The organism is Aeromonas sp. HMWF014 (assembly GCF_963878295.1).
In the GTDB taxonomy this organism is placed as follows: domain Bacteria; phylum Pseudomonadota; class Gammaproteobacteria; order Enterobacterales; family Aeromonadaceae; genus Aeromonas; species Aeromonas popoffii.
The window spans coordinates 1-7,275 of the sequence record NZ_CAWNYS010000218.1 but is presented as its reverse complement, the minus strand read 5'-3'; the positions used below and the strand labels follow the sequence as shown (position 1 = coordinate 7,275).

Annotated in this window: 7 protein-coding genes; 6 read left to right on the top strand and 1 reads right to left on the bottom strand. The window is 58.7% G+C overall.

What is annotated here, in order from left to right; genetic code table 11:
• From argC to argH, 6 genes are all read left to right on the top strand, one after another.
• Nucleotides 1-688, top strand: a 688-nt coding sequence (argC, locus tag AAC083_RS08730; protein WP_108536345.1) for an N-acetyl-gamma-glutamyl-phosphate reductase, incomplete at its 5' end; no start/stop codon positions are given.
• Nucleotides 689-711: 23 nt separating this feature from the next.
• The gene (argB, locus tag AAC083_RS08725) at nucleotides 712-1,491 is read left to right on the top strand and encodes an acetylglutamate kinase (protein ID WP_108536344.1); all 780 of its coding nucleotides are present in this window, start codon (nucleotides 712-714) and stop codon (nucleotides 1,489-1,491) included.
• Nucleotides 1,492-1,515: 24 nt separating this feature from the next.
• On the top strand, nucleotides 1,516-2,427 hold the full coding sequence (locus AAC083_RS08720; RefSeq protein ID WP_108536343.1) for an ornithine carbamoyltransferase: 912 nt from the start codon (nucleotides 1,516-1,518) through the stop codon (nucleotides 2,425-2,427).
• 69 nt (nucleotides 2,428-2,496) lie between these two features.
• The gene (locus AAC083_RS08715; RefSeq protein ID WP_108536342.1) at nucleotides 2,497-3,732 is read left to right on the top strand and encodes an argininosuccinate synthase; all 1,236 of its coding nucleotides are present in this window, start codon (nucleotides 2,497-2,499) and stop codon (nucleotides 3,730-3,732) included.
• A 135-nt stretch (nucleotides 3,733-3,867) separates the two neighbouring features.
• Nucleotides 3,868-5,175 (top strand): anaerobic C4-dicarboxylate transporter family protein, encoded by a 1,308-nt coding sequence (locus AAC083_RS08710; protein WP_108536341.1) that lies wholly within the window; start codon nucleotides 3,868-3,870, stop codon nucleotides 5,173-5,175.
• Nucleotides 5,176-5,264: 89 nt separating this feature from the next.
• On the top strand, nucleotides 5,265-6,650 hold the full coding sequence (gene argH / locus AAC083_RS08705; protein WP_108536340.1) for an argininosuccinate lyase: 1,386 nt from the start codon (nucleotides 5,265-5,267) through the stop codon (nucleotides 6,648-6,650).
• A gap of 75 nt (nucleotides 6,651-6,725) precedes the next feature.
• On the opposite strand, the gene AAC083_RS08700 is transcribed toward argH, so the two are convergent.
• Nucleotides 6,726-7,181 (bottom strand): hypothetical protein, encoded by a 456-nt coding sequence (locus AAC083_RS08700; RefSeq protein WP_108536339.1) that lies wholly within the window; start codon nucleotides 7,179-7,181, stop codon nucleotides 6,726-6,728.
• Nucleotides 7,182-7,275: the final 94 nt, after the last annotated feature.

Sequence of the window (7,275 nt, the reverse complement as noted above, 5' to 3'; positions counted from 1 at the left end):
TTTCAGGGTCAAGGATCAAGGCTTCTACGACAGCTTCTATGGCTTCACCCACGACAGCGAGCAGTGGCTGGATCAGGCCGCCTACGGTCTGGCGGAATGGAACAGCGATGCCATCGCCACCGCCCAGCTGATTGCGGTGCCGGGTTGTTACCCGACCGCCTCCCTGTGTGCCCTCAAGCCGCTGCAGCAGGCTGGCCTCATCGCCAAGGGGTGGCAGCCGATCATCAACGCCGTGTCCGGGGTCTCCGGCGCCGGTCGCAAGGCGGCCATCAACACCAGTTTCTGCGAAGTGAGCCTCAACCCCTACGGCACCTTCAACCACAGACATCAGCCGGAGATCAGCCACCACCTTGGCTGCGAGGTGCTGTTCCAGCCTCACCTTGGCAACTATGTGCGCGGCATCCTGGCCACCATCTATGTGCAGCTGGCGGATGGCGTGACGCCGACTCAGGTTGAGCAGGCCTACCTCAAGGCCTACGAAGGCAAGCCGCTGGTGCGCCTCACCGGCCAGATGCCTTCCATCCGTGGTGTGGCAAGCACCCCTTACTGCGATATTGCCTGGCAACAGCAGGGCAACATGCTGGTGGTGGTCTCTGCCATCGACAATCTGCTCAAGGGTGCCGCCTCCCAGGCTGTGCAGTGCATAAATATCAAATTCGGATTTGAACCGGCCACCGGCCTGATTTAAGGACTTAAGGAAGGATTGCAACGATGGACAAACAGACGCTGGTTATCAAGTTGGGTGGCGCCCTGATTGAGAACGACGAGGCGCTGACCGCCCTGTTCGCCACCCTCAAAACGTTTCTGGATGAGCAACACAGCCCCCTGGTGCTGGTGCACGGTGGCGGCTGTCTGGTGGATGACCTGCTCAAGGGCTTGGGTCTTTGCTCCACCAAGAAGAACGGCTTGCGGGTGACCCCGTTCGAGCAGATCCCCTTCATCGCTGGCGCCCTGGCGGGGACCGCCAACAAGCAGATGATGGCCAAGGCCATCGCCACCGGTATTCCGGCCGTGGGGCTCTGTCTGGCCGACGGCGGCTTGTGTCAGGTAACCCAGCTCGACCCGGATCTCGGTGCGGTGGGCGACTGCAAACCGGGCAACCCGGCGCTGGTGACCGGCATCCTGGGGCAGGGTTTCCTGCCGGTGGTGAGCTCCATCGGCATCACGGCCGACGGCCAGCTGATGAACGTCAACGCGGATCAGGCGGCCACGGCGATTGCCGAGGCGCTCGGCGCCGATCTGGTGATGCTGTCGGACGTGAGCGGCATTCTGGATGGCAAGGGCAAGCTGGTGCCGCAGCTGAACAAGGCGACGGCACTGGATCTGATGGAGAAAGGGGTGATCAGCGACGGCATGGCGGTCAAGGTGAAAGCTGCGTTGCACGCCGCTGAGACCCTCGGCAAGCCGGTCTGTGTCGCCAGCTGGCGCTACCCGGATCAACTGCTCAAGCTGCTGGCAGGCGGTGCCGTCGGCACCCAGGTCACCCTCTAACCCGGTCGTAACAAGGAACATCCGATGCAACATCTTCTGAAAGACAGTGATCTGAACAAAGCCCAGATTGAAGCGCTGATTGCGCTCGGCAAAGCGGTCAAGGCTGACCCGAAGAAGTACAGCCAGGCACTGGCAGGCAAGAGCGTGGTTACCCTGTTCGAGAAGCCCTCCCTGCGCACCCGCGTCACCTTTGACATCGGCATCGCCCGGCTCGGTGGCCACAGCGTCTATCTGGATCAACAAAACGGCGCGCTGGGCAAACGTGAGTCGGTGAAGGATTTCGCCGCCAACCTGTCACGCTGGTGTGATGCCATCGTCGCGCGGGTGTTCGACCACCAGACGCTTGTTGGATTAGCGGAGCACGGCACTGTCCCTGTGGTGAACAGCCTGTGCAACCTCTACCACCCCTGCCAGGGGCTGGCCGACTTTATGACCATTGCCGAGCACTACGACGATCTGTCGAAGGTGAAGCTTGCCTACCTCGGTGATGGCAACAACGTCAGCCACTCTCTGCTGCTGCTGGGGGCGACCCTGGGCACAGACGTGACCCTGATCTGCCCCAAGGGCCACGGCCCGGATACCCAGATCTTCCTGCAGGCGCAGGCACTGGCGGGCAAGTCGGGGGCGACCATCCACATCAGTGATGACGTGGCAGATATTGAAGGGTTCGACGTGGCCTACACGGATACCTGGGTCTCCATGGGCGACAACACCCCGATGGAGCAGGTCACCGAGCTCTTTATGCCTTACCAGATCAACCAGGCCCTGCTCGACCGCACCGGCATCCAGCATGTGCTGCACTGCCAGCCGGCGCACCGGGAGCTGGAGATCACCTCGCAAGTGATGGATGGCTCGGCCTCCCTCATCATGGACGAGGCTGAAAACCGGATGCATATCCAGAACGCCGTGTTGCTGACCCTGCTTGGCAACAAATAGCGGAATCAGTAACGCGGCACTCAACCTGAATCACGACACCTTTATCGAATCATCATGGAGAGAAGTAAAATGAGCGGAATCAACAAGATCGTACTGGCTTACTCGGGCGGACTGGATACCTCGGCCATCATTCCCTGGCTCAAAGAGCACTACGATGCCGAAATCATCGCCTTCGTCGCCGACGTGGGTCAGGAGCGTGACGATCTGGAAGGGATCGAGCAGAAGGCTATCGCTTCCGGTGCGGTCAAATGTATCGTCAAGGATCTGCGGGAAGAGTTCGTCAAGGAGTACGTCTACCCGACCCTGAAAACCGGTGCCGTCTATGAAGGCACCTACCTGCTGGGCACCTCCATGGCCCGCCCGATCATTGCCAAGGCGATGGTGGAAGCGGCCCTGGCAGAAGGGGCTGACGCCATCTCCCACGGCTGTACCGGCAAGGGCAACGATCAGGTGCGTTTCGAAGGTGCCGTGGCAGCCCTGGCGCCTCAGCTGAAAGTGATTGCCCCGTGGCGGATCTGGGACATGCGCTCCCGGGAAGATCTGCTGGCCTATCTGGAGACCCGCAACATCCCCTGCAAGGCGACCCTGAAGAAGATCTACAGCCGCGATGCGAACGCCTGGCATATCTCCACCGAGGGTGGTGAGCTGGAGAGCACCTGGAACGAGCCGTCAGAAGCCGTCTGGCAGTGGACCGTGCCGGCTGAGCAGGCACCGAACGAGCCGGAGTACGTCAAGCTGACCGTGGCGCAGGGTGAAGTGGTTGCCGTTGATGACCAGCCGCTCAGCCCGCACCAGATCCTGATGACCCTGAACGAGCGTGCTGGCAAGCACGGCGTGGGCCGTATCGACATCACCGAAAACCGCATGGTGGGCATGAAGTCCCGTGGTTGCTACGAGACCCCGGGTGGCACCGTCATGGTGGCGGCACTGCGCGCCGTGGAAGAGCTGGTACTGGACAGACCGACCCGCGCCTGGCGCGAGAAGCTGGGTGCCGAGTTCTCCCACCTGGTTTATGACGGTCGCTGGTTCACTCCGCTGTGCAAGGCCATCGTCGCCTCTGCCAACGCCATCGCCGAGGATCTCGACGGTGAAGTGGTGCTGAAGATGTACAAGGGTCAGGTTACCGCGGTGCAGAAGAAGTCGCCGAACAGCCTCTACTCCGAAGATTTCGCCACCTTCGGTGCTGACGAGGTGTATGACCAGAGCCACGCCGAAGGGTTTATCCGTCTCTACACCCTGGCCAGCCGGATCCGCGCCATGAAGGAGCAGCATCAGGCCATCGGTGGTGATCACACCCACGGTTGATTGGCGACATTAACCCGTAGCATAGGTGGGGGGCTGAGCCTTCCACCTAATACCAATACTCGGTGATTCAGGCCTCTCCCAACGTGGGCAGGCCTTGATTTTTTCACCTGAACCAACAAGGACATTAGGGCATTTATGGAATTTTTTTGGGCACAGTTAGCTGTCGTGCTGGTATGTATCGCCATTGGTGGAAAATTCGGCGGTATTGGTTTGGGTGCCGCAGGGGGGCTGGGGTTATTTATCCTATCCTTCATATTTCATTTGGCACCAGACTCTCCCTCTGTCAGCGTCATCCTCATTATCATCTCCGTTATTACCTGCACCGCAATTTTACAAGCAGCAGGGGGGTTAGATCTTCTGGTGGGATTGGCAGAAAAAATATTACGGGCCAGACCCAATTCCATCACGTTTCTCGGGCCGTTAATTTGTTATATTTTCACCCTGTTGTGCGGCACCTCCTATATTGCTTTCTCGGTTTATCCGGTCATTTCTGAAATAGCAACCGATGCAAGAGTGCGTCCCGAAAGAGCCATGTCCATGTCGGTGATTGCCGCCAATATGGCACTGGTCGCAAGTCCAATTAGCGCCGTAGTCGTGGGGATGCTGGCAAAAGCTGCCTCATTGAATATCTCGCTCCTGGATATTTTATCTATTACGATTCCCGGAACCCTGCTGGGTTGTTTGGTTGGCTGCCTGTTCGTCTATAAAAAAGGCGCCGAACTCGCTGATGATGAGGAGTTTATCCGTCGCCAGAAAAGTGGTGAATTCGACCAGCAAAAGGTGTCCGCAAAGCAAGTCGACAACCCGGCACAAGCCAAGCTAGGCCTTGCCATTTTCACGATTGGGGTCTTGCTTACCGTCATTCTGAGCTCTTTTGAGGGACTGCGGCCTGTTTTTGATAATCAAACCATGACAGTTGCCACCACCTTGCAGATCGTGATGCTGACAACAGCCTGCCTCATTATGCTTCTTTGCCGGATTTCACCTGATGCACTTCATGAAGGCTCAACCTTTAAATCAGGGTTGGTCGGCGTAGTGGGTATTTTTGGTTTGTCGTGGATGACCGGCACCTTGTTTGGGCATTACAACGATGTGTTCATCGTCAATTTTTCGAGTATTCTCAATGAATATCCGATGCTGTTTGGTCTGATTCTATTCTCGCTATCCATATTAATATACAGCCCAGCGGCAACCATTATTGCCTTAATGCCACTGGGGGTTTCAATGGGATTGCCCGCATACACCCTGATTGCATTGTTACCCGCTGCCTGCGCCGTATTTATTATCCCGGGTGGAGCTCAAATTGCCTGCGTGGCATTTGACAGGACGGGTTCCACCAGATTGGGTGGATATGTTGTAAACCACAGTTTCTTAATGCCAGGCATGGTATCATTGGTCATGTCGGTTATATTTTGCATGATAATAGCGAACACACTATTTTGATTATCTGGGTATGACAAATTAGTGCAGTACAAGATTATTTCACGCTCGGGGGCCAAGCTGCCGCCGACAACGCATTCAAGGAGAGCAATATGGCACTTTGGGGTGGACGCTTCAGTCAGGGAGCCGATAGCCGGTTCAAGCAGTTCAACGATTCGCTGCGGTTCGATTACCGGTTGGCGGAGCAGGATATTCAGGGCTCCATGGCCTGGGCCAAGGCGCTGGTGAAAGTGGGCGTTTTGACCGCCGATGAGCAGGGCAAACTGCAACAGGCGATGGAGGTACTGCTCGCCTCGGTGCAGCAGGATCCGCACCAGATCCTCAATTCGGACGCCGAAGATATCCACTCCTGGGTCGAGAGTGCGCTTATCGCTGCCGTCGGCGATCTTGGCAAAAAGCTGCACACCGGCCGCTCGCGCAACGATCAGGTCGCCACCGACCTCAAACTCTGGTGCAAGGCGCAGGGCGAGCTGCTGCTCGGCTCCATCAGTGCCCTGCAATCCGGGCTGGTCGCCTCTGCTCGTGCCAATCAGGCTGCCGTGCTGCCGGGTTACACCCACCTGCAGCGCGCCCAGCCGGTCACCTTCGCCCATTGGGCGCTGGCCTATGTGGAGATGCTGGAGCGGGACTACTCCCGTCTGCAAGATGCCCTCAAGCGGCTCGACACCAGCCCGCTTGGCTGCGGCGCGCTGGCGGGCACTGCCTATGCCATCGACCGCGAAGCCTTGGCACTCGACATGGGCTTTAGTGGCGCCACCCGCAACAGCCTGGATTCAGTGTCGGACAGGGATCACGTGGTGGAGCTGATGCACGTGGCGTCGCTCTCCATGACTCACCTGTCGCGCTTTGCCGAAGATCTCATCTTCTACAACACAGGCGAAGCGGGTTTTGTCGAACTCTCCGATGCGGTCACCTCAGGCTCCTCCCTGATGCCGCAGAAGAAGAACCCCGATGCGCTTGAGCTGATCCGTGGCAAGACAGGCCGGGTGGTGGGCGCCCAGATGGGCATGTTGATGAGCCTCAAGGCACTGCCGCTGGCCTACAACAAGGACATGCAGGAAGACAAGGAAGGGCTGTTCGATGCCCTCGACACCTGGCACGACTGCCTCGACATGGCGGCGCTGGTGCTGATCGACTTGAAGGTAAATGGCGAGCGCACCATGGCGGCGGCGCAAGGCGGCTACGCCAACGCCACCGAGCTGGCGGACTATCTGGTGGCCAAAGGGATACCCTTCCGCGAGGCGCACCATATCGTTGGCGAGGTTGTGGTCTATGCGCTTGAGGTGAAGAAGCCGCTGGAAGATCTCTCTTTGCCTGAGTTCCAGCGCTTCAGCCCGGTGATCGGCGAGGATGTCTATCCCAATCTGGAGCTGGAAGCGACCCTGGCCAAGCGGGTCGCCAAAGGCGGCGTCGCCCGCGAGCTGGTGGATGCAGCACTGACTGCCGCCGAACAGTGGCTGGCCAAACGGGCGGGTTAAGTCAATCGGCTTGTTATCCAAAGTAGAAAGCAAAACGGCAACCCGAGGTTGCCGTTTTTTATTGCTCACCGCCGTTCAGGCGCTGGCATTGAGCAGTTTGCCAACCCCTTCCCCCTTGCCATTGGGCAGGGTTTGCTTGAAGGCGCCGAGCAGCTGATCCAGGTTCAGATCGCTGTTGCCAAGGGTGCCCTTGAGGGTAGCGAGTTCACTCTGCAGGGCGTCGAGACGGGTGCTCTGGGTGCCGTTAGCCAGCTGACTGCGGGCCGTGTTTATGGCCTGGGGCAGGGACTGGCCATTGTTCTCCTGCCCCAGGGTTTGCAGCAGCTCGCTCATGAAGTGGTTGATGGCCGAGCGGTTCTGCTCGCTGTCGGCATCCTTGACCCCCAGCCGCTGGAACAGGCTCTGGACTGTGGGCGGCAGGCGTTCTTCCTGTACCGGCTCAGGTGCGGGCTGGGCTTGGGCGTTGCTGCTCAGCAGATAGCTGCCCAGCTTGAGGGCGATCGAGGCGATGGGAAGCAGGGTGCTGATCATGGTGTCACTCTCCGGTACGGCTGGTGACAGTGATAGAGCAGGGATTGGGCCAGTTTGGTTAAGAATGCAGCAGTCGTGGGCAGGTCGCTGATCC